Annotated in this window: 21 protein-coding genes and 2 pseudogenes; 18 read left to right on the top strand and 5 right to left on the bottom strand. The window is 59.7% G+C overall.

Annotated features, from left to right (window positions below; all coding sequences use genetic code 11):
- The first annotated feature begins 1 nt into the window (after position 1).
- From AC0IYH_RS00205 to AC0IYH_RS00155, 11 genes and pseudogenes are all read left to right on the top strand, one after another.
- Positions 2 to 1,000 carry an acyl-CoA dehydrogenase family protein gene (locus tag AC0IYH_RS00205; RefSeq protein WP_116627814.1) on the top strand — a complete coding sequence of 333 codons (999 nt, stop codon included), beginning with the start codon at positions 2 to 4 and terminating at the stop codon, positions 998 to 1,000.
- Complete coding sequence (locus tag AC0IYH_RS00200; protein ID WP_471832638.1) at positions 997 to 1,755, top strand: PIG-L deacetylase family protein; 759 nt, start codon at positions 997 to 999, stop codon at positions 1,753 to 1,755. Before AC0IYH_RS00205 ends, AC0IYH_RS00200 begins: the two co-directional genes overlap by 4 nt.
- Positions 1,752 to 2,351, top strand: coding sequence for an SAM-dependent methyltransferase (locus tag AC0IYH_RS00195; RefSeq protein ID WP_471832637.1), 600 nt, complete (start codon positions 1,752 to 1,754; stop codon positions 2,349 to 2,351). Before AC0IYH_RS00200 ends, AC0IYH_RS00195 begins: the two co-directional genes overlap by 4 nt.
- The gene (locus AC0IYH_RS00190) at positions 2,348 to 3,007 is read left to right on the top strand and encodes a glycosyltransferase (protein ID WP_122772056.1); all 660 of its coding nucleotides are present in this window, start codon (positions 2,348 to 2,350) and stop codon (positions 3,005 to 3,007) included. The genes AC0IYH_RS00195 and AC0IYH_RS00190 overlap by 4 nt, the downstream gene beginning before the upstream one ends.
- A 178-nt stretch (positions 3,008 to 3,185) precedes the next feature.
- The gene (locus tag AC0IYH_RS00185; protein ID WP_471832636.1) at positions 3,186 to 3,947 is read left to right on the top strand and encodes a PIG-L deacetylase family protein; all 762 of its coding nucleotides are present in this window, start codon (positions 3,186 to 3,188) and stop codon (positions 3,945 to 3,947) included.
- A gap of 105 nt (positions 3,948 to 4,052) precedes the next feature.
- Positions 4,053 to 4,202 (top strand): annotated as a pseudogene (locus AC0IYH_RS00180) (alpha/beta fold hydrolase); the annotation flags it as partial.
- A 257-nt stretch (positions 4,203 to 4,459) separates the two neighbouring features.
- On the top strand, positions 4,460 to 5,428 hold the full coding sequence (locus AC0IYH_RS00175; protein WP_471832635.1) for a hypothetical protein: 969 nt from the start codon (positions 4,460 to 4,462) through the stop codon (positions 5,426 to 5,428).
- Between the two features lie 36 nt (positions 5,429 to 5,464).
- On the top strand, positions 5,465 to 6,196 hold the full coding sequence (locus AC0IYH_RS00170) for a lysostaphin resistance A-like protein (protein ID WP_471832634.1): 732 nt from the start codon (positions 5,465 to 5,467) through the stop codon (positions 6,194 to 6,196).
- A 211-nt stretch (positions 6,197 to 6,407) separates the two neighbouring features.
- Positions 6,408 to 8,570, top strand: a complete 2,163-nt coding sequence (locus AC0IYH_RS00165; RefSeq protein ID WP_471832633.1) for a TonB-dependent siderophore receptor — start codon at positions 6,408 to 6,410, stop codon at positions 8,568 to 8,570.
- Between the two features lie 179 nt (positions 8,571 to 8,749).
- Positions 8,750 to 10,243, top strand: a complete 1,494-nt coding sequence (locus tag AC0IYH_RS00160) for a methyl-accepting chemotaxis protein (RefSeq protein ID WP_471832632.1) — start codon at positions 8,750 to 8,752, stop codon at positions 10,241 to 10,243.
- 58 nt (positions 10,244 to 10,301) lie between these two features.
- The gene (locus AC0IYH_RS00155) at positions 10,302 to 10,658 is read left to right on the top strand and encodes a VOC family protein (protein ID WP_471832631.1); all 357 of its coding nucleotides are present in this window, start codon (positions 10,302 to 10,304) and stop codon (positions 10,656 to 10,658) included.
- Positions 10,659 to 10,669: 11 nt separating this feature from the next.
- Here the strand turns inward: AC0IYH_RS00155 and AC0IYH_RS00150 are convergent, their stop codons facing one another.
- Positions 10,670 to 11,281: a hypothetical protein gene (locus AC0IYH_RS00150; RefSeq protein ID WP_471832630.1), complete on the bottom strand. Its 612-nt coding sequence runs from the start codon at positions 11,279 to 11,281 to the stop codon at positions 10,670 to 10,672.
- A 354-nt stretch (positions 11,282 to 11,635) separates the two neighbouring features.
- Here AC0IYH_RS00150 and AC0IYH_RS00145 point away from each other — a divergent pair, with 354 nt between their 5' ends.
- Both AC0IYH_RS00145 and AC0IYH_RS00140 read left to right on the top strand, forming a co-directional pair.
- On the top strand, positions 11,636 to 12,238 hold the full coding sequence (locus AC0IYH_RS00145; protein ID WP_471832629.1) for a hypothetical protein: 603 nt from the start codon (positions 11,636 to 11,638) through the stop codon (positions 12,236 to 12,238).
- A 55-nt stretch (positions 12,239 to 12,293) separates the two neighbouring features.
- A complete protein-coding gene (locus tag AC0IYH_RS00140) occupies positions 12,294 to 12,602 on the top strand; it encodes a hypothetical protein (RefSeq protein WP_471832628.1) in 309 nt (102 codons plus the stop codon).
- A 201-nt stretch (positions 12,603 to 12,803) separates the two neighbouring features.
- Here the strand turns inward: AC0IYH_RS00140 and AC0IYH_RS00135 are convergent, their stop codons facing one another.
- Positions 12,804 to 13,271 carry a DUF1203 domain-containing protein gene (locus tag AC0IYH_RS00135; protein WP_471832627.1) on the bottom strand — a complete coding sequence of 156 codons (468 nt, stop codon included), beginning with the start codon at positions 13,269 to 13,271 and terminating at the stop codon, positions 12,804 to 12,806.
- A 570-nt stretch (positions 13,272 to 13,841) separates the two neighbouring features.
- On the opposite strand from AC0IYH_RS00135, the gene AC0IYH_RS00130 reads away from it, so the two are divergent.
- Positions 13,842 to 14,315: a hypothetical protein gene (locus AC0IYH_RS00130; protein ID WP_471832626.1), complete on the top strand. Its 474-nt coding sequence runs from the start codon at positions 13,842 to 13,844 to the stop codon at positions 14,313 to 14,315.
- Positions 14,316 to 14,529: 214 nt separating this feature from the next.
- Positions 14,530 to 14,661: pseudogene (locus AC0IYH_RS00125) on the top strand (NAD(P)-dependent alcohol dehydrogenase); the annotation flags it as partial.
- A gap of 191 nt (positions 14,662 to 14,852) precedes the next feature.
- On the opposite strand, the gene AC0IYH_RS00120 reads toward AC0IYH_RS00125, so the two are convergent.
- Positions 14,853 to 15,503, bottom strand: coding sequence for a hypothetical protein (locus AC0IYH_RS00120; protein WP_471832625.1), 651 nt, complete (start codon positions 15,501 to 15,503; stop codon positions 14,853 to 14,855).
- A gap of 383 nt (positions 15,504 to 15,886) precedes the next feature.
- Between AC0IYH_RS00120 and AC0IYH_RS00115 the strand changes: the two genes are divergently transcribed.
- The 3 genes from AC0IYH_RS00115 (at position 15,887) to AC0IYH_RS00105 (ending at position 17,123) form a co-directional block, all read left to right on the top strand.
- On the top strand, positions 15,887 to 16,180 hold the full coding sequence (locus tag AC0IYH_RS00115; protein ID WP_471832624.1) for a hypothetical protein: 294 nt from the start codon (positions 15,887 to 15,889) through the stop codon (positions 16,178 to 16,180).
- A gap of 125 nt (positions 16,181 to 16,305) precedes the next feature.
- The gene (locus AC0IYH_RS00110; RefSeq protein ID WP_471832623.1) at positions 16,306 to 16,758 is read left to right on the top strand and encodes a thiol-disulfide oxidoreductase DCC family protein; all 453 of its coding nucleotides are present in this window, start codon (positions 16,306 to 16,308) and stop codon (positions 16,756 to 16,758) included.
- Complete coding sequence (locus tag AC0IYH_RS00105) at positions 16,755 to 17,123, top strand: DoxX-like family protein (RefSeq protein WP_471832622.1); 369 nt, start codon at positions 16,755 to 16,757, stop codon at positions 17,121 to 17,123. Before AC0IYH_RS00110 ends, AC0IYH_RS00105 begins: the two co-directional genes overlap by 4 nt.
- A 4-nt stretch (positions 17,124 to 17,127) precedes the next feature.
- On the opposite strand, the gene AC0IYH_RS00100 is transcribed toward AC0IYH_RS00105, so the two are convergent.
- Together AC0IYH_RS00100 and AC0IYH_RS00095 are read right to left on the bottom strand one after the other, a co-directional pair.
- Complete coding sequence (locus AC0IYH_RS00100) at positions 17,128 to 17,625, bottom strand: DUF2269 family protein (RefSeq protein WP_471832621.1); 498 nt, start codon at positions 17,623 to 17,625, stop codon at positions 17,128 to 17,130.
- 3 nt (positions 17,626 to 17,628) lie between these two features.
- Positions 17,629 to 18,756 carry a saccharopine dehydrogenase family protein gene (locus tag AC0IYH_RS00095; protein ID WP_471832842.1) on the bottom strand — a complete coding sequence of 376 codons (1,128 nt, stop codon included), beginning with the start codon at positions 18,754 to 18,756 and terminating at the stop codon, positions 17,629 to 17,631.

Genomic DNA, 18,756 nt, shown 5'->3' with positions numbered 1-18,756 from the left:
GATGGCTTTGCATGGATTCCTTCAGAGCTACCGGGGCTATGCGGACACGCACGCTCTCGGCGAGGCCCTGAAGGCGCTTCAGGAAGAAGGCCTGGACCAGTTGCCGTTGCCCGGTGGCGGCCAGACATTGGCGCGGTTCAGTCGCTTGGCGCAGGTTGCCGGTCATGACCTGCGCCTGTGCAAGCTGTTCGAAGGCCACACCGATGCCCTGGCGATTATTGCCGAGTTGCACAGCCCATTGCCGCCCTTGGGCAGCACCTGGGGCATGTGGGCGGCCGAACCACCGACGGCCAAGGTGCGCGTGCATCGCGAAGGTGAACGGTTAGTGCTCGAGGGGCGTAAAGCCTGGTGTTCCGGCGCGGCGGTGGTCAGCCATGGGCTGCTGACCGCCTGGGACGATCAGGACCGCCAGCAACTGGTGGCGGTGCAGATGGATCAACCGGGCATTACGGTGACGGACGAGGGGTGGAATGCCGTAGGCATGGCCGCGACCGGCAGCGTGGAAGTGCTGTTTGACGGCGCCCACGGTATTGCCGTGGGCGGGCCGGGTGACTACCTCGCCCGCCCCGGCTTCTGGCAAGGCGGCGTGGGCATCGCTGCGTGCTGGTACGGCGCGGCTCAGCGCCTGGCGGAAGTGTTGCGCGAGCACTGCGCCAAGCGCGCGGAACCCCATGCCCTCGTCCATCTGGGCGCCGTGGACAGCGTATTGAACAGCGCCGCCTGCGTGCTGCGCGCCAGTGCGCAGCAGATCGACCGCGAACCCCAGGCCGATGCCCGCCGGCTCGCCCAACAGACCCGCGCCTGTATCGAGGACACCATTGAGCAGGTGATACGTCATGTCGGCCGCGCCATGGGTGCCGGGCCTTACTGCAAGGATCCGCACTTTGCGCAGTTGATGGCCGACCTGCCGGTGTATGTGCGCCAGAGCCACGCCGAGCGCGACCTTGCCGGCCTGGGCGAGCTGGTCGCCGGTGACCCCACAGGGAGGTGGCAGTTATGAAACCCAACCCGATTGTTGGCCAAGGCACGCCGCTGCAGCACTGGCAGGCCTCGTCGCTGATCGCGGAATTGCCGCAGGTCAGCGTTGCCGAGCTGGTGCCTGACGGCCATCGCGCCGTGATCATCGCGCCGCATCCGGATGACGAAGTGCTCGGCTGTGGCGGTTTGCTGCAAGGCCTGGCCGCGTTGGGCCGGCCCATTCAGCTGATTTCGGTGACCGACGGTAGCGCCAGCCACCCGGGCTCGCGGCGCTGGCCGGTGGAGCGTTTGGGCGTGGTGCGCCCGCAGGAGTCGGCCCAGGCCCTGCATCGGCTGGGCTTGCCCTTGCACAACTTGAAGTGGCTGCGCGCGGGATTTGCCGACAGCCAGGTAGCAGCCCGGGAAGACGAGCTGGCCGCGTTTATCCAACGCTACCTCAAACCCACCGATGTGCTCTTTACCACCTGGCGCGAAGACGGCCATTGCGACCATGAAGCCGTGGGCCGTGCCAGCGCCAAGGCGGCGCTGGCGGTGGGTGCCACCCTGTACGAACTGCCGGTGTGGACCTGGCATTGGGCCAGCCCCGAAGACAGCCAGGTACCGTGGCACCGCGCGCGCAAGATTCCATTGAGCTGCGAGGCCGTCGCCCGCAAGCGCCACGCCATTCACGCATTTGCCAGCCAGTTGGAGGGCGACCCGCAGGTCGGCCTGGCGCCGGTGCTGGCACCCTATGTGGTGGAACGTTTGCTGCAACCTTTTGAGGTGGTATTCGTATGAGTGTGGCCACCGATTATTTCGATCAACTGTTTGCCGATAACGACGACCCCTGGGCGTTCCGCCAACGCTGGTACGAGCGCCGCAAGCGCGCGTTGACCCTGGCGCTGCTGACCCGCCCACGCTACGCGGCGATCTTCGAGCCCGGCTGCGCCAATGGCGAACTGAGCATTGAGCTGGCACCCCGTTGCGACCGGCTGTTGAGTTGCGACACGGCTGCCGCCGCCGTCGACCTGGCGCGCACGCGCCTGCTGGGCTTTGCCCATGCGCAGGTGGAGCAGAGCCGCCTGCCTGCCCAGTGGCCGGCGGGCCAATTCGAGCTGATCGTACTCAGTGAGCTGTGCTACTACCTCGATGCCAACGACCTGAGCCGCTTGATCGACCGCGCGCTGAGCAGCCTGACGGCAGACGGCCAAGTGCTGGCCTGCCATTGGCGCCCCGTGATCGACGGCTGCCCGCAAACCGCCGAGCAGGTTCACCACTTGCTCAATGAACGCCTGGGCATGCCCCGGGTGGCCAGCCATCACGAAGATGATTTCCTACTCGACCTGTGGAGCCGTGACGGCACTTCGGTCGCCACCCTTGAGGGCCTGCGATGATCGGCATTCTGATCCCGGTACATAACGAAGAGGCGTTGTTGGGCGACTGCCTCAAAGCAGCGTTGTTCGCGGCCAGCCACCCCGGACTGCAAGGCGAGCCGGTACAGATCCTCGTGATACTCGACAGTTGCAGCGACGCCAGTGCCACGATTGCCGAAGGGTTCGCGGTGCAACGCCTGGAACTCCAGGCGCGCAATGTGGGGCATGTACGCGGGGTGGGCGCGCGGCACCTGCTTAACCAGGGCGCACGCTGGATCGCCTGCACCGACGCCGACAGCCGCGTGGCCCCTGACTGGCTGGTGGCGCAGTTGGCCTTGGGCGCCGATGCCGTGTGCGGCACGGTGACCGTGGATGCCTGGAGCGAAGGCTTCGACCCCGCGGCGCAAATCCGCTATCACCAGGCGTACCAGGCCTGCGACGGGCATCGGCATATTCACGGCGCCAACCTGGGCATCAGTGCCGGCGCCTATGTGCGAGCCGGCGGTTTCGAGCCGCTGGCCTGCCATGAAGACGTGCAACTGGTACGCGACCTGGAGCGCTGCGGCGCGTCCATCGCCTGGAGCCACACCCCGCAAGTCATCACCAGTGCGCGCCTGGAAGCCCGTGCGCAAGGCGGCTTCGGCGATTACCTGAAGGGTTTGATGCTGGCGTCCTGAAAAAAACGACATCATTCAATGTAAAAACGACTGATCCTTGACTATGCTGATTACGCCTTACCGGCAATCCAGGGTTGGATTGCCGCGCAACCTCCACGGCGGAGCCTGTGGTGGATAGAAGAGAGTCGTCCCGTCAACGGGGCACGACCCAGCATCAATCGACAAGGACGTGACACCCATGAAGCTTGCCTCCTTAAGCGACGGCCGCCGCGGCCCCGCGCAAGTCTGGAACAGCGCCCCGCAGCTGGCGCAGATCCTGCCCATCACCCCGGCCGCACTGGTCCCCCACGGCGCACGCGTGGTGATTATCGCGCCCCATCCCGGTGACGAAGTACTGGCCTGCGGCGGGTTACTGCAATTGCTCACCACGCTGGAACACCCGCTGCAACTGATCTCCATCACCGACGGCAGCGCCAGCCACCCCGGCTCCCATGTATGGCCCGCCAGCCGCCTGAGTGTGGTGCGCCCCCAGGAAAGCGCCGAAGCCCTGCGCCGCCTGGGCATGCCCCTGCACAGCCTGAAGTGGATTCGCGGCGGCTTTTGCGATAACGCCCTCGCCGCCCGCGAGCCACAGCTGAGCCAATTTATCGCGCGTTACCTGCAACCTGGCGACGTGGTGTTTTCCACCTGGCGCAACGATGGCAATGACGACCACGACGCGGTCGGCCGCGCCAGTGCCAAGGCCTGCAGCCTGGTGGGCGCGAAGTTGTATGAGCTGCCGATCTGGGCCTGGCACTGGCCTGCCCGCGAAGGCGCGGTGATCCCCTGGCAACGGGCGCGCAAGGTGCGCCTCGACACCTGGAGCGTGGCGCGCAAACTCCACGCCGCCCATGCCTTTGCCAGCCAGCTAGTGGGTGACCCGCAGATCGGCCTGGCGCCGATGCTGGCCCAGGTGCTGTTGGAGCGCATGCGCGAGCCTTACGAGATCGTGCTTTCCTGAGCCAGCTTTGTATCGCAGTGGGTACGGGCTTGGCACAGATACACGGTCTTTAGCTCAACCGGTTTTCTTAAACAGGCCTGGGCGCCCTCAAGCACATCAAGGCCGGCCAGCGATGTGATCGACTTTATGGACGCGCTGAAAATCATGCAGGCCGTTCTCGGTGGCTACGACTGGGGCGCGAGCTTGGCAAACATCGTTTCGGCGCTGTGGCCAGAGCGAGTCAAGGCGCTGGTGTCGGTGAGCGTCTACCTGATTGAGGCGCCAGTTGGGCATTGCGTCGATCCAGTCGGGCAAGGTGTTACGCGAGGTGAAGGGACGAGCCGGGTAGCGATTCCTGGAAGCTCGGACACGTGTTGAAAAGATGGTTTCTCTATTCCGGAAAATGAAATTACAGCCTTTTCCAGCCACCGCGGAAAACAACGTAGACGCAAATGATGTCATTTTGATATCTTGCCAAGAAAACATGTCACCTCCGATTAACTATGGCTACCCCAACGAATGGAACTCTCGGCATGCCCGCTCAAATATTTCATCAAAACAAACTGTCTCTCTATAACAACCTGGTTAATGCTGATCCAGAAAGGTTATACCACGAACAGCACAAATACATCCTCGCGCACCCGGCAGACATACTTAACGATGCGCTTAAGCTGTTAGTTGACACCCATGAAAAGGCCTTCGTTTCAAGAGACGACGACACTCCGCAATTCGTTAGCGAGCCAGTCCACCTCAAGCAGCTTATCTATTCCATTGACGAGTTTCACGACGCCTTGGCACTTATAATTAAATGTTTTACCCCGCCCAGCGAAACTGACAACCAAAATGCAATACTTTGGCTAAAAGAACAAAAGTCGAACATTCATTCATCACTGCTTGGCGCTACTAACTTACTACATGAAGACTTCAAAAAAATGGCCAATCGGCTTAAACACGACCATGCAAAAATTGCGCTGACAAAACTCACCAACCACAACAATGTTGAGGTTTCTGGATTCTACATTCAGGTAGCTGTCGGTGCAGAAAACCAGCTTGGCCCAGCACCTGATATTCACAAAAAGTATAAAAGTACGGTGAGCACCGCATTTTCCCTAAACCACTTACTGCTTAGATCAATTGGCTTCGTACTCAGCTGTTTAACCGAGCTGAATAAGTCGCTTTTCCCAAAACACCTCACATCCAACAACACAACACAGCATAATTCCAGCCATTTCTTCTCACTCCTGAAAATTGGGAGCAAAATAAGTCCAGACTTTTTCCCTGACGAATACTTGCGCTCCTATGCAAAAATAAAAACTGACAACTCGACTATAACTATAGACTTTCCATTTCGCTACAAGAAACGTGCCGGCGAAAATTTTGACAAAATCATTAGTTACTGTTCTCCTATCGCAATAAACATTAGAACCAGTTCCAGCAACGCTGTGATCCCGTACCTGCCGCTGATGTATCCAGATGTCAAAAACACAGCGAACAACGTTTAAAAGAAACTTTTATTTAATCGCACGCAAGGAGCAACTGTGACACACGTTCTAACCCCCTCGGACACTACCCGCGACACAACCCCCTCGCCCTCCGACTTCCGCTTCTTCAGACGCCTCGGGATGTTTGTACTGGCGGCCCTGATCTTCACCCTGGCACCGGTTCCGGGCCTGTTGCTGACCCCGCCAGAGATGCAGCACTACGTGATGTTTATCACCAACCTCGGCGTGATTGCAGTGCTGCTGGCAGGCCTGTTCGTTGTGCAGCACCGGCGCAACCTCGCCGCGAGGTTTTACGGCAACCGCATCCGCCAACCCATGCGCCTGGGCGCGATCAGCGTCATCGCCCTCTATGCGTTGTGCGGGCTCGCCGTGATCGTGATGAACCAGCCGCGTGAAGCGTTCATGGCAGAACTGTTCAGCGGCCTGACTCAGGGGCAAACCCTGATCAAGCTCGCCTCGTTGATCATCCTTGTGCCCATCGCCGAAGAACTGATGATGCGGCACTACCTGCTTCGCCTGTTTCCGTATGAGCGCAGTGTGGTGTGGAAGTGGGTTGCGATTATCGTGACGTCAGCCTTGTTCACCGCCCTGCATACCCAATACGGCAGCTCGATCACGCTGGCCTTGATCTTCGTGGTCGGTTGCCTGTTCGCCTGGGCGCGGATTGCCAGCGGTGGCCTGCTGGTGCCGATCCTGTTGCACATGCTGGCGGAAGTGCTGGGGTCGAGCCTGGATTGGACCTGGGCGTGGGCCGGGTTTTACGGCTGATCCAACCTCCTCGGTGAAGGGGCGCCACACCCGATAGTGGCGCCCTTTCGCGTTATAGCTGGCAAATCGCCTGCACCTAAGATGTGAAAAATTCGTTAACTGATTCATCCCAAAGGCTTTTTTTATCCGCCACAGTACGGCACACTAATACGAATAATTATCAACATCTTTATTATTCGCCATGGACGGTACTTTGGGGAGAGTCCGTTCGATGTCTGTGCAACAACACGCCGCTAAAGGTTTTACACCCAGTCTGATCGCGTTGGCGGTCTGCCTTGCCACTTCCCACGCGGCCTTCGCCGCCGACACCGAAACCCCGGCCACCACGATTGAACTGGGCGCCACCCAAGTCTCCGGCGCGCCGCAACTCAGCGAGACCACCGAAGGCACACAGTCCTACACCACCGGTTCGATGAAGACCGCGACCAAGCTGCCGCTCACCCTGCGTGAAACCCCGCAGGCCGTCAGCGTGATTACGCGCCAGCGTATGGACGACCAGGCGATGACCAGCATCAATGACGTGGTCAACGCCACGCCGGGGTTGTTCCTCAACTACTCCAACGGCCCTGGCCGGGAGTCCTACACCTCGCGCGGGTTCGACATCGACAACCTGATGTATGACGGCATCCCGAGCGGCTACAACGGCGTGTCGGTGGGCGCCCAGCCGAACCTGGCGATGTTCGATCGCGTCGAAATCGTCCGTGGCGCCACCGGCCTGGTGACCGGCGCGGGCAACCCGTCGGCGGCCATCAACCTGGTGCGCAAACGCCCACTGGACGAGCAGAAAGTCACCCTCACCGGCTCCGCCGGCACCTGGGACGACTACCGTGGTGAAATCGACGCCTCCAGCCCGCTCAATGACAGCGGCACCTTGCGTGGCCGGGTGGTCGCCTCCTACGGCGATGCCAACAGCTTTATCGATGACGTCGAGTCGTATCACGGCCTGTTCTACGCCGTCACCGAGGCCGACCTGAGCGAAGACACCAGCCTGACCCTCGGTTTCTCCAACCAGAAGGACAAGACCAACTATTTCTGGGGCTCCTCGATGATCGGCCAGGATGGCCATCACCTGAACCTGCCGCGCTCCTACAACCCCGGCACCGACTGGGAGAACAAGGACCAGGAAATCAACACGGTATTCGCCGAGTTGCGCCAGCAACTGGCCAATGACTGGAAACTTCAGGTCAATGCCAACTACGCGCAGCAGAACGCGTTGTTCTCCGGTTCCTACCAGTCGCGCTGGGTCGCCAACACACTGGCGCGCACGGTGTACCAGGCCTCTTACGATGAAGACCAGGCCGGCATTGACGCCTTTGCCAGCGGCCCGTTCCAGGCGTTCGGGCGCACCCATGAACTGGTAGTGGGCGCCAGCCGCCGCATCTACGACATGACCACCCACAACTACAGCCCCTACAACCTGAACTGGCCGCTCACTGCCGGCAAGCCGGACTTCGTGCACACCGGCAACGACCGCGAAGTCACCACCCAGGACGGCGTCTACGTGACCACCCGCCTGAGCCTGGCCGACCCGTTGAAGCTGATCCTCGGCGCGCGCCTGGACTGGTACGACTACGACGCCCATGGCAGTAACGACAGCGACTACCATGTGACCCGCAACCTCACCCGCTACGCCGGGTTGATCTACGAGCTGGACGACCACCATTCGGTCTACGTCAGCTATAGCGATATCTTCACGCCGCAGACGGCCAAGGACACCTCCGCCACCCCGCTCAAGCCGATCGTCGGCAAGAACTATGAGGTCGGCATCAAGGGTGAATACCTGGGCGGTGCGTTGAATGCCAGCGTGGCATTGTTCAACGTCGACCAGGAAAACCGCGCCGTGTCGGTGATCGTCGCAAACTGCCCGCAGGCCTCCTGCTCGGAAGCCTCCGGCAAGGTGCGCAGCCAGGGTATCGACTTCGAACTGCAAGGCGCCTTGACCGAAAACTGGCAGGTCGGCGGTGGCTACACCTACGCACGTACCCACACCATCAAGGATGAGGCCAACCCGCAGTTGGTCAACAAGCAGCTCGACACGGATACGCCGGAGCAACTGTTCAAACTGACCACCAGCTACCGCTTCCAGGGCGCACTGGAACGGCTGCGAGTCGGCGGCAACCTGTCCTGGCAGAGCCGGATGTACAACGATGTGAAGCTGACCGATGGCAACACCTACCGCCTCAAACAGGGTTCCTACGCCGTCACCGACCTGATGGCCGGCTACAAGGTTAACGACCACCTGGACCTGCAGGTCAACGCCAACAACATCTTTGACCGCCGTTATTACAACGCCATCGCCAGCGACGTGAGCTATGGCGGCGACAGCTACGGCAACCCGCGCAACATGATGCTGACAGCCAAGTACAGCTTCTAAAACACAGGGAGGGCCGATAAGGCCCTCCAACTCCCCCCCGCCTAAAGTCGCTACCCGACCCGCCGATAGCCTATTGGCGTCCTTGAACCTGCAAAACGCCCTGCTTTGCTCTGTACCGGCATGCCGTAGTGGCACGCCGCATGCTTTGTTCCTGGCTCGTCCACATGGAGTAAGCGTCAATGCCCGCACGCATGCGTTTTAGGGAGTACTACCGCAAGGCCGACCGCATCATGCTGGCTTTGATCTGGCTGATGTTTGTATTTTCTGTAGGCCTGGCGTTCTGGCACGACACCCTGGTGCAGGCGCTCATCGTCGGCGGCGGCACGAGCCTGCTGCTCACCGCGCTGTACCGTGCCATCGGCGGCACCCGCGTGATGCGCTGTGCACTCGGCGCAGGCCTGATGGTCATGGCCGCATTGCACATCAACCAGGCCGAGGGCGTGATCGAATCGCACTTCGGCATTTTCGCCCTGCTGGCGGTGCTGACGTTTTACCGCGATTGGCTGCCGATCCTGGTGGCAGCACTGACCATCGCCGTGCACCACGTGGTGTTCCACGCGTTGCAGCATCAGGGTGTGCCGGTGTTTGTAATGGCGCACCATGGCGGCTGGGGCATGATTTTCGTGCACGCCTTCTACGTGGTGATGGAAACCGTCGCCCTGCTCTACCTGGCCCTGCACAGCCACAAAGACGCGGTCGAAAGCCAGGAGATGCTGGAAAAGATGCTCGCCGTCACCTCGCAATTCAGCGTCGAAACCGCCCAGGGCGAAGGCAAAGTGCATGTGTCCCTCACCAAGCGTTTCGACCACTTCCTGCAGCAGATAACCGGCCTTATCGACGGCGTCGCGCGCGACTCCCACGGCCTCGGCCAACTCGGCCAGGAACTGGCCCACGCCAGCGGCACCCTGGAAACCGGCGCCCGCCACCAACTGGCACAAATCGCGCAAATGACCGGCTCCATGCAGCGCATGGAAGACGCCATGGGCAACATTACAGTGCACGTTGAGCAAGCGGTTGAACACGCCGGCGTCGCGAGTAAACAAATCCTGCGCGGCCAGGACAGCGTCGGCCGCGCCCAGCACGAAATCACCCAACTGGCCTCACGCCTGGAAGGCACCCACCAGACCGTGCAGGGCCTGGCAGTGCAGGCCGAACAGATCGGCTCGGTGCTTGAAGTGATCAGCAGCATCGCCAACCAGACCAACCTGCTGGCCCTCAACGCCGCTATCGAAGCCGCCCGCGCTGGCGAGCAAGGCCGTGGGTTTGCCGTGGTCGCCGACGAAGTGCGCAGCCTGGCGCAGCGCACCGCCGTGTCTACCCAGGAAATCAAAACCATCATCGACGGTTTGCAACAAGGCAGCCGCCAGGCCGTCGAAGCCATGCACGACAGCCGCCAGGGCGTGGAACGCTGCGTGGAAGACAGCCAAGTCGCCGTCGAAATGCTCCGCGCGGTAGGCAACGACATCAGCCAGATCGATCAACTCAACGGGCACATCGTGAGCACCACCCGCGAACAGACGGCGGCCAACCTCGAGATTGTCGGGCGCTTGCAGTCGGTGCAGAGCATTGCACAGAGCACCGCCGACGACGTGGAAATGCTGGCCCGCAGCAGCAAGCAATTGCCCCCGATTGCCGTGCGGCTGGATGCGCTGGGGAGGAAGTTTCATCCGTGAGGCCTGAAGGGCAAATACGCTACACTCGCCCGCGTAAACAGCAGCCAAGGAGGCAACCATGGGCGTTCGCGGAAAAGACCGACAGATCGACAACATCGAACTCAACGTGGGCGACATTGCCCGCAGCAAAGCCTTCTACGGCCGCGCGTTCGGCTGGACATTCGTCGACTACGGCCCCACCTACAGCGAATTCAGCGATGGCCGCCTGACCGGTGGTTTCACCACCGGCGAGCCGGTTCGCCCGGGCGGCCCTTTAATCATCCTGTACTCGGATAACCTCGCGGACACCCAGCAGCGGCTAAAAGCCCTGGGCGCGGTGATTACCCGCGAGACGTTTGCGTTTCCGGGCGGCAGCCGGTTTCACTTCAGCGATCCGGATGGGTATGAGTTGGCGGTGTGGAGCGATCAGGGGTAGGCCTGAACGCGTTATTGCACCTTGCACAGTCCTTTTCCAAATACATCCGTGGCCTTTGTATTAGGCCAGCCTGGAAATTGCAGGTCTTGGGACAGGTTGGTTATCGCCACGTGGGCCAGGAATGGGTGAGCCTTTTTGATATCGATGACGGCTTTTGCAAAGTCGTCACGATTGGAAAGACACATCGTCAGCGCGTTTGCGTGGAAGCTGCCGATATAGACGGCGTCCCCAGGCTTGACGCTGAAGACCAGCGGTTTTTTCTGATCGGCACTGAACCCGTCATAAAAACGGTAGTACCAATGGGTGATTTCGTAGGTGCCCGCAGGTACTTCGTAAACGAAGGTGTTGCCCATTATATGCGTGTTGCCACGAACTTCGTTGTTTTGGTCCAGCGTAGTCAGCGCGATGCGCGTCGCTTTCGCTTGCGGGTTCGGATCGTGGTATTTGAGCAGCACATTCAGTCCGTGGGGTTGAGTAAGAAAACCCTCGGAAACAAAACCGACGACGATGGCTTTTTGGGAATCGATGAGCTTATGTTCATCAGCTCGATCAATCATGTTGGAACCGGTGACGCAGCCGCCCAGCGATAACATCGCAGCCAGCCCCAATATCCTCTTGAACATCCTTTATTTCCTTATGGTGAATGGCTCAATCGTTGGTAAGAAACACAGTGGTCCGCTGGCCTGCTTCGACGACGATTCGTCTTGTCAGCGAATTCATGTCAACCACGCTCCAGATGAAGTAGGCGCCCGGCGGTATTGCGTCAAACTGGAATTCGCCTGAGCTGTTGCTATGTGTGCGGCGTACTCGATACAGTTCCATTTCGGCCCGTTTTGCTCTGTGAGTCAGGGGCTTATTACTGGCATCCACGACGGCAATCCAGATCTCAATCCGCCGACAACAAGATTTTTCAGCGGTTATGCAATGCACCTCTCTTCTTGTGGTCTCTACCGTGACTGCGCAAAAGGACAGGCTACATGTCGATACGCACTGCGCTCTGCTTGCTGACCCTGCCGTTATTCGCAGGTTGCCAGTATTTCCCCCACACCGATTACTTCACCGCACCTGCAAACGAGCCCAACCCCGCCTGGATACGCATCGTCAACTTCACCCAACATGCCGACCTGTACCAATACGAAAACGGTATACGTTCGGGTGGCGTAATTCGCAGTGGGCCGCTGCCGTTCATCCATACGCAGGATCAGGGGATGCCGAAAGCAGGGCAAAACCTCACGTCGGACTATTACGAAACTCGGATCCGACCCGGCATTGAAACGCACGTGGGTATGTTCTGGAAGGGGACGCGCACGAAATCCTGCTACGTTACGACGAAGTTCACGCCCCAGGCTGGGCGTTTTTACCAGTTCAGGCTGACATCAGGTTCATCAGGCACCTGCACGTTGTACCCTTCACTGATCGAGCGCGACAAGAACGGAGACGGGTGGCATCTCACGCCAAATTCGCAGGTGACCTACAAGGGCGACGGGCCGACGGCCAAAACCCATTACAACAATAGCCGCTTCGAGGAACCCGATTACCATCCACCGGCGGACCTCTATCCAGGCATAGACCCGTTATAAAAAGGCTAACGAGTGCAGACTCATGGCTGGCAATACAACGACAAGGAATCGTTCAGTGAGTGGCAAACAGTACTGGCTAACGCTCGGCGAACGAGCATCGGAGGATCTGTTTGCATGGTCGGCTTTTGTCGCGCAAACAGAATTCCTGTGGCAAGACACGGCTTCGGTCCAGGACGCCGTCGCTTGGCAGCGCCTGTGGTTCGAACTGGAGATAGTCAATGGGCTCGCGTTGGCGCAATGGGAAGACCAGGGCAGGCCCGATGACTGGTCATGCAACTGGAACAAAGCCTATCGACAAGACGCGGCCGCCCTGGCGACTGAACTGGTAGCAATGCTCTGCGATACAGATTCACCCGCCTCCTGAATATACGAGGTCACTATGGGTTATCACGTCAGCCACAGTCTAAGCCTGCGTGCCCATCACGACGCCGTTGAATTGGCAGGCAACAGGGGCTCGCTTCAGCCCGAACTTAAGCTCTGGTGACCCGCCGCTATCGGCCACAATACTGGCCAGTCGATGACCTGCAGAGTCGACAACAGGAGGAGTCACCAAGACTTGCGGTGACTACGCCCGATCTATTCGCCCGGAGTAGCAACCCTGCTTGGCGTTGTGAACGTGAATGTAACTAACCTCTGGATTGGCAAACATCCGAGTAACGACAGGTTCTATTGCTGTTCCATCAGCGACGTCGGCGTCTAGCATCATCCCGTCATCAGTGAAAGCGCGAAGGGACAGTAGGCGGATTCGCATAGACTCGGGAACCTGGTCGACCGCGTCATAAGCTTGCGTGGCCCACTCCCGTATGAAGATCGCGTGTGAGGCATGGTATGGCGTCTTGGCTGGCTGAGAGACATGGTTGAGTAAAAGCACGCTCTGACCCAGCTCCGCATCCTTCATTTCTATTCGGTCAGGAAAACCTGGGTTGCTGTCGACGATGTAACGCTTTACCCCCAGAGACGCGAGCTCTTGGTCGGGCAGTCCAAACAGTGACTGGAATGGCTCGGGGCAAAGGCCAGTTATACGAAACACCATGGTCGAACTCCTATTGGTTTGGAGTGCTATCAGACTGGAATTCGTACAGTACCTACTATCCGATTCTTGCTGCGTTATTCAAGCCAGGCGCGCCGGAGCGCAGCATTTGAGCGACCAATCTTTAAGCCGAAAATCGTGTGAGCTTGAACGTCAGCTAAGGGGCGAATGCGGGCCGTCCTGGCATTGAGGCATCCAAGCTGGGGTCAAGCAAGCCCGATGATGATCAAGATGATTTTTTAAGGACTGCTTCGCCCCATAGCTGACATCCTGACCTTGCGGCGGCAGGCAGCATAAGTGAAGTCGGGCTTGCACTCCGGTAACAGAAAGGTTGACGGCGCTGGAGCGATGTCAAAATGACACTATCGATTGGCGGGTGTTATGCTCGGTTCCCTAACCAGCCATGCTCATGGGTAGCTTATGTTTTTACGTCATCCTCTCTCGTCGGTTCTTTTTTTTGCCTTGTTGGTTACAGGTTGCGCAAGCCAACCTGTTTCCCTGAAACCAACGGCGCCGATCCACGTGGAGCCCCTGGGCCAGAGTCTGCCTCAGACCAGTTTACGTACTGTGTTGATGAACCAGATTATCAGCAATGACCCCGTTATCATCTCGTCGCTCAAGCCGGTACTCAGTGCCAATACCGACAACGATGGGCGTATTGCCGCGCTACGAAAGAAAGACGCTGGCGTGCTGCCTGACGGTTACTGGGCCCTCTACAAGCAAAACTTGGAAGCGCTCCAGTACGAGCTGAATCACCAGCACGACGCCGCACGAACCCAGTACATAGAGACCTACCGCGACGAGTTGAGCCGAGTAGACGACGGTACACTTCAAGCCATGACCACGTCACCAAAAGCCTTGGATGAAAAAATTCGGCGCCAATGGAGTGCACGCATGAGCGATAGAGCCGCGCGCTACATGGTCACCAGTGAGCAATCACTGAACGCCGCCACTGATGCCCATCTCAACCGCATGGCGTTGATGGATCGGCAATACAACGTATGCTCGCTTAAACCCGAATGCTGGGATACACCGGTTAAAAAGTGATTTGATTCGATCGGGCTTTTTCGTAGAAAGCTACCGATCATCACGGGCCGCTTTTGGCCGAAAGTTTCCATCCATGAGCCGCGGTTTGCGGCCAACAGCGGACATTCATGAGTGACCACTCCCGCCCAGTAGCCACCGTTTACGCGGCTCAATGATCGCTATGCTTGCAGCCAGTCGGAATGAAGCTGCGGAAAACGCTTTTGCAACCACTCAATACAGTACGACTCCGAGATGGGCGGACGAAGTGCTGAACCTGACCGGAGGCAAAAGCGTGGACTTGCTACTCGATGTGGCAGGCGGCACTGGCATCAATCAATCGGTGTCAGCAACCAAGGCCCCGGGGCGTAACGATAAGGCGCGAATTTGGCGCCTTTTTTCTTGCCTGTTGCAGCAGATTCGCATCAACAACATCGCAAGAATCAGTTTCATTTCACACGCCCTCGGGCTAGCCAGGAAACAGCCTGGCGCTGGGTGATCCTGTTTCAATCAACACGCGAAAAGCTATCGAATTGACATCTTCTAAGTGCACGAAACCTTTCAATCATTTCTTACCTGTTTAAGCCAGTTCCAGAACGGGTCACTGGACTCACGCGCGTCCATGCTTGTTGTGCTTGGGATGAGATCCGATGCGCGTGCGGGGATGCTGAGGCCAAGCGTGCGTTCCACGTAGTCGCGCAATGCCTTGGGCGGTGCTGGGTAGTCATCATCGCTGTAGTGCTGTTCGCGCAGTTCGGACGGTGTGCTCGAAAACTGCTCTGGCCAGCAGTGCTCGTTGTAACCGATGGCCAGTAAGCGGATCAGGTCTTCCACACCATGGGTCAAGATGCACAGCATGTCTGATCCTGAGCCCGAGCCAAGGTGGACGATGCGCTGCTGATCGTGGTCGTCCAGCCACAACCCGGCCCACGATCCATCGCCCCCCGTCCTGAGGAATATTGAGAGCCGCTCGTTTACGCGGGGATCTTCGCTGGCAGTCCACCGGGCTGTATCGGCGGGGTCCGGGATGTGAAAGGCGGTGATGGCGCAGTCGGTGTATTCAGGTTCGGGATGCAAGGTCATGTAGCGACCGCCACTGCGGTAGTGACGGACGCAGCCTAGTGCTTGCAGAAACTCCATGGTCTGTCGCAATACCGCAGGGACCGGATTCCTTGCCGGGAAGGCGGCTACCAATTCGTCGATGAAGTTCATGTCGGTCCAAATAATGTCCTTTAGCGAGTATCGTAAATGACGCAGGACTGCTGTCCTAGCGACAAATCGCGATGCGCAGCACCTCCTCATCCCCCGCTTACAACCCCAAGGTTGCCCACCCAACCCAATGCCGCTTATAGTCCGCCCCGTCGCCCGCACGGCGATCAGGTTTGGCGACCTGTCTATCGGATGCAAAAGCCCCTCGCTTTTTTGTAGAGGCTGTTGCACGCCTGCAAAGCTGTCTCTATGGCGGCTGTGCGCGGGAGACCTTCGGGTCTGCCGGGTCCTCCGATACCGGTTCGCCAACCTGCGTACAGCTGCCACCCTTTCGTTTGGCGACGAATAAGTGGCGGTCAATAGCTGCACTTATCGGAGTTTCAATGATGGAAAGATACATCCCTCTCACCGGAATCGATCTGGTTCCTGCATCGCTGGTTATCGACTCGCAAGCGCCGCTCGATGTGCTGCAAGCCATGGCCGACTATCGCATTCGCACCGTGACTCAGGTGCTGGAAAACATTGCCTTTCGCAGCGAGATGGAAACCGACTCGGTCGTGCTTTCTGACTTCGCGCAGTTGCTGGCGATTCCTTTGCGCGATGGCTGTGACCTGATGGACATTATCGGTCGACGCTTGCGTGCGCAGGTTCCAGGCACCGAGGAAGTGGCTGCACCTTAAGTAATTCAGTAGAACGCGCGCTGGTGTCATTACGATCCAGCGCGCCAGCATGAGAGCGTCCCACACCTAACCCCCACCAACCCAGGTATCATCCCCTCTCACCCAGCCCCACTGGACCCACGCCCATGCCCGCACCCCATACCCGCCCTGCCCCCGCGCCGCTGCTGCAGCCCGGTGAAACCGTGGTGTTGTTCGACGGTGTGTGCAAGTTGTGCAATGGCTGGGCACGGTTTCTGATTCGCCATGATCATTCGAAGCGGGTGCGGTTGGCGGCCGTGCAGTCGCCAGAGGGGCAGGCGCTGTTGGCGTGGGCGGGGTTGCCGCTGGATCAGTTCGACACGCTGGCGGTGATTCGTGACCGGCAGTATTGGCTGCGTTCGGAGGCGGTGTTGGAGATCATCGGGCAACTGCCGGCCGCTTGGCGCCCATTGGGGTTGTTGCGTGTCATCCCGCGGGTGCTGCGGGATTGGGCTTATGACCGCGTCGCGCGCAAACGTTATCGGCTGTTCGGCAAATACGACACCTGCCTGTTGCCGACGGCGGACCATGAACAGCGCTTTTTGAAGGCGCCACTGTGAACACCCTGGCGCGCATCAACTGGATCGCGCGCGGCGGCCTGGCGTTCATGTTTGCCTACCATGGGCTGATACCGAAGTTGCTGTGGCTGAGCGCCGGCGAGCGGATGATGATCCAGGCCCATGGCATCGAGCAGGTGCAGTTGTTCGCCACCCTGGCGGGGGTTGGGGAGATTGCGCTGGCGTTATGGATACTGCTTGCGCCGCGCAATCCCTGGCCGATTGCGGTGGCGGCGGCGGCGCTGGTTGGGCTGCTGGTGGATGTGGCGGTGTTCAGCCCGGGGCTGCTCAAGGAGGCGTTCAATCCGGTGTCGCTGAATGTCGCAGGGCTGGCCTTATGTGCAGTGGCCTGGAGCGCCAGGCGCTAAGGGTTCAGGTGCCTGCCAACAACGCGAGCAACTGCCACGGGGTCATTTTCGTGACCATGATCAACACGATCACAAACATCCCCGCGAAGCCCAAAACCCCCATCCAGAACCATTTGCGATACACGTCACGGTAGCCCTCCTCCAGCGCTGTGCCGGTCTGTGCCGCCGTCGACGCCATCTGCTGCAGGCGCTTCTGCAGCACCAGCACCGGCAGCCACAGCGAACCCACGCACAGGAAGATCACCAGCGAGGTCAGCACCCAGTGCGTGGTCACGCCGAGCCCGGTGAGGTGGACCAGCAGCAGGCCGGTGATGATCTGGATGAAGCCCGCCGGTGTGGTGATCCACGTATCGAATTGCACCACCATGCGCGCCACATGGGCGATCACCTGGGGGTTGGCCGTACGGCTCGCGGCGATCAGGTAGAGGTAGGAGCCGATGCCGAAGCCGAACAGGAAAATCGCCGCGATGATGTGCAGGTATTTCACGCACAGGTAGAGCATCGGTCAGCCCTGCACGTCAGAGAAATGCACGGCCAGGCTCAGGTTTGCCGGGTCGTTGATGGCGGCCATGTATTCGTCGACGCTGATTTCGCCCACGCACGGGCGGGCACCGGGTTCAGGCACGTAGCCCTGGGCCATTTTTATGGCCAGGGCTACGGCCGCGCAGCTGGGGATTTCCGGGCCCTTGTCGTTCAGGGCCGTCAGCTGCACGGCCAGGGACAGAGGCTGCCCATGCGTGCCGAGGCCGTGCACGTCGATGTACATCGCACTTTTGCCATCGCCAAAACGTTCAAACCAGGTGCCCAGGCGATGCAGACGTGCGGCCCAGGCGACGTGGTTGCGTACGAGGCCCACCCGCAACGCCTGGGCCAGCAGGCCATTGGCGACGCCGCCGAGTTTCAGCCCGGCACCGGCCTTGAAACTCAGGGTATGGGCGCCGTAACGGCGGGCGAATATGTCCATGTCGGGCACGTCGACGTTGGCCAGCACCCGCGTGCCAAGTTGCGGCATCTTGCGCAGCGTCAGGTCCAGCCAGCCCAGCACCGGGTGCATCTGGCCATTTTTTAATTGCTGGATCGGTTTGCCCGCGTAGGCAAGTACGCCCTCGATGGTCGACAGCCCCGGCATTTTCGCCGAGGAAGAAATGCCATGTTCGATCGTGTCGATGCGCATGAAACGATCGCGGTATTGATCGATGAGCGCCGACGACAGCGTCGGCACCGAGCTGCACCCACTGAGAATCGCCACGCCAGCCTGCCGGGCGCTGGCATCCAGCACGCCCACGCCGTTGACGAAGGTTCGGCAGTCGGACAGGTCGCAATAGTTCACCGCCGCGTCGATGCAGGCCTGGGCGACGGCATAGGATTGCCCCTGGAACGGGCCACCGGTGTGGATCACCAACTGGATGTTCATCGCCTGCAAAACACTCGCGAACCCGGTGCCCATGGCATCGCCGCACCAGCCTTCGCAGGCGTTGCCCGACGTGGCGTTCAATTCATCGACCTTGCGTTGCAACTTGTGCGGGTCGCGGCCGGAGATCACTAGTGCAACGCCGGGCGCGCCCACCAAGTGCCGGCAAACGATGCTGCCGAAGTTGCCGTAGCCACCGACCACCATCACCTTGAGTGCCAT

It is taken from the genome of Pseudomonas sp. AC463, from assembly GCF_979253585.1.
This window is presented reverse-complemented; position numbering and strand designations above follow the sequence as displayed.

What these genes read in the sequence shown, in the direction of transcription:
- AC0IYH_RS00095 (WP_471832842.1), bottom strand. Translation starts at nt 18,756, where the DNA reads ATGGCACTCAAGGTGATGGTGGTCGGTGGCTACGGCAACTTCGGCAGC.
- AC0IYH_RS00135 (WP_471832627.1), bottom strand. Translation starts at nt 13,271, where the DNA reads ATGGTGTTTCGTATAACTGGCCTTTGCCCCGAGCCATTCCAGTCACTG.
- AC0IYH_RS00130 (WP_471832626.1), top strand. Translation starts at nt 13,842, where the DNA reads ATGAACCAGATTATCAGCAATGACCCCGTTATCATCTCGTCGCTCAAG.
- AC0IYH_RS00165 (WP_471832633.1), top strand. Translation starts at nt 6,408, where the DNA reads ATGTCTGTGCAACAACACGCCGCTAAAGGTTTTACACCCAGTCTGATC.
- AC0IYH_RS00175 (WP_471832635.1), top strand. Translation starts at nt 4,460, where the DNA reads ATGCCCGCTCAAATATTTCATCAAAACAAACTGTCTCTCTATAACAAC.
- AC0IYH_RS00200 (WP_471832638.1), top strand. Translation starts at nt 997, where the DNA reads ATGAAACCCAACCCGATTGTTGGCCAAGGCACGCCGCTGCAGCACTGG.
- AC0IYH_RS00100 (WP_471832621.1), bottom strand. Translation starts at nt 17,625, where the DNA reads ATGCTCTACCTGTGCGTGAAATACCTGCACATCATCGCGGCGATTTTC.
- AC0IYH_RS00205 (WP_116627814.1), top strand. Translation starts at nt 2, where the DNA reads ATGGCTTTGCATGGATTCCTTCAGAGCTACCGGGGCTATGCGGACACG.
- AC0IYH_RS00150 (WP_471832630.1), bottom strand. Translation starts at nt 11,281, where the DNA reads ATGTTCAAGAGGATATTGGGGCTGGCTGCGATGTTATCGCTGGGCGGC.
- AC0IYH_RS00145 (WP_471832629.1), top strand. Translation starts at nt 11,636, where the DNA reads ATGTCGATACGCACTGCGCTCTGCTTGCTGACCCTGCCGTTATTCGCA.
- AC0IYH_RS00190 (WP_122772056.1), top strand. Translation starts at nt 2,348, where the DNA reads ATGATCGGCATTCTGATCCCGGTACATAACGAAGAGGCGTTGTTGGGC.
- AC0IYH_RS00155 (WP_471832631.1), top strand. Translation starts at nt 10,302, where the DNA reads ATGGGCGTTCGCGGAAAAGACCGACAGATCGACAACATCGAACTCAAC.
- AC0IYH_RS00120 (WP_471832625.1), bottom strand. Translation starts at nt 15,503, where the DNA reads ATGAACTTCATCGACGAATTGGTAGCCGCCTTCCCGGCAAGGAATCCG.
- AC0IYH_RS00185 (WP_471832636.1), top strand. Translation starts at nt 3,186, where the DNA reads ATGAAGCTTGCCTCCTTAAGCGACGGCCGCCGCGGCCCCGCGCAAGTC.
- AC0IYH_RS00160 (WP_471832632.1), top strand. Translation starts at nt 8,750, where the DNA reads ATGCCCGCACGCATGCGTTTTAGGGAGTACTACCGCAAGGCCGACCGC.
- AC0IYH_RS00115 (WP_471832624.1), top strand. Translation starts at nt 15,887, where the DNA reads ATGGAAAGATACATCCCTCTCACCGGAATCGATCTGGTTCCTGCATCG.
- AC0IYH_RS00195 (WP_471832637.1), top strand. Translation starts at nt 1,752, where the DNA reads ATGAGTGTGGCCACCGATTATTTCGATCAACTGTTTGCCGATAACGAC.
- AC0IYH_RS00110 (WP_471832623.1), top strand. Translation starts at nt 16,306, where the DNA reads ATGCCCGCACCCCATACCCGCCCTGCCCCCGCGCCGCTGCTGCAGCCC.